This window comes from Brevibacillus sp. HB2.2, assembly GCF_013284275.1.
GTDB classification, from domain to species: Bacteria; Bacillota; Bacilli; order Brevibacillales; family Brevibacillaceae; genus Brevibacillus; species Brevibacillus brevis_D.
The window spans coordinates 1-1,529 of record NZ_JABSUV010000090.1; the positions used below are offsets into that span (position 1 = coordinate 1).

General features: G+C 53.8%; 1 rRNA gene. It reads right to left on the bottom strand.

What is annotated here, in order from left to right:
• A 23S ribosomal RNA gene (locus tag HP401_RS29405) occupies positions 1 to 1,527 on the bottom strand; the annotation flags it as partial.
• Positions 1,528 to 1,529: the final 2 nt, after the last annotated feature.

The following is a 1,529-nucleotide window of genomic DNA, read 5'->3' on the forward strand; positions in this document are numbered from 1 at the left end:
CACACTTACTGCTTGGACGGCCATCCAGTAGGCCGCTCACCCTATCCTCCTGCGTCACGCCATTGCTCAAGCGGAACAGAGGTGGTACAGGAATATCAACCTGTTGTCCATCGCCTACGCCTTTCGGCCTCAGCTTAGGTCCCGACTAACCCTGGGAGGACGAGCCTTCCCCAGGAAACCTTAGGCTTTCGGTGGACAAGATTCTCACTTGTCTTTTCGCTACTTACACCGGCATTCTCACTTCCAAGCGCTCCACCGCTCTTTCCAGTACGGCTTCACTGCTGCTTGGAACGCTCCCCTACCCAGTCCGTAAGGACTGCCATAGCTTCGGTGATACGTTTAGCCCCGTTACATTTTCCGCGCAGAGTCACTCGACCAGTGAGCTATTACGCACTCTTTAAATGGTGGCTGCTTCTAAGCCAACATCCTGGTTGTCTGGGCAACTCCACATCGTTTCCCACTTAACGTATACTTGGGGACCTTAGCTGATGGTCTGGGCTGTTTCCCTTTTGACGATGGATCTTAGCACTCACCGTCTGACTCCCGGACATAAGTCATTGGCATTCGGAGTTTGACTGAATTCGGTAACCCGATGAGGGCCCCTAGTCCAATCAGTGCTCTACCTCCAAGACTCTAAATTCCGAGGCTAGCCCTAAAGCTATTTCGGGGAGAACCAGCTATCTCCGAGTTCGATTGGAATTTCACCGCTAGCCACACCTCATCCCCGCACTTTTCAACGTGCGTGGGTTCGGGCCTCCAGTAGGTGTTACCCTACCTTCACCCTGGACATGGCTAGATCACACGGTTTCGGGTCTACGGCAGCGTACTATCGCCCTATTCAGACTCGCTTTCGCTGCGGCTCCGTCTCTTCAACTTAACCTCGCACGCTACCGTAACTCGCCGGTTCATTCTACAAAAGGCACGCCGTCACCCTTTTAACGGGCTCCGACTATTTGTAAGCACACGGTTTCAGGTACTATTTCACTCCCCTCCCGGGGTGCTTTTCACCTTTCCCTCACGGTACTGGTTCACTATCGGTCGCTAGGTAGTATTTAGCCTTAGCAGATGGTCCTGCCAGATTCACACGGGATTTCACGTGTCCCGCGCTACTCGGGGTTGGTCTCGGAGAGACGCGCGTTTAGGTTACGCGACTATCACGCTCTATGGTCAGCTTTCCCAAGCTGTTCACCTACGCGCGTCTTTTGTAACTCCATGTGAGACGCCCCACAACCCCGCCGGGTAAACCCGACGGTTTAGGCTCTTCCGCGTTCGCTCGCCACTACTGACGGAATCACTATTGTTTTCTCTTCCTCCGGCTACTTAGATGTTTCAGTTCACCGGGTCTGCCTTCTCATCACCTATGTATTCAGTGATGGATACCATCCCATTACAGATGGTGGGTTTCCCCATTCGGAGATCCCCGGATCAAAGCGTGCTTACCGCTCCCCGAGGCTTATCGCAGTTCGCTGCGTCCTTCTTCGGCTCCTAGCGCCAAGGCATCCACCGTGTGCCCTTAGTAACTTAACCAC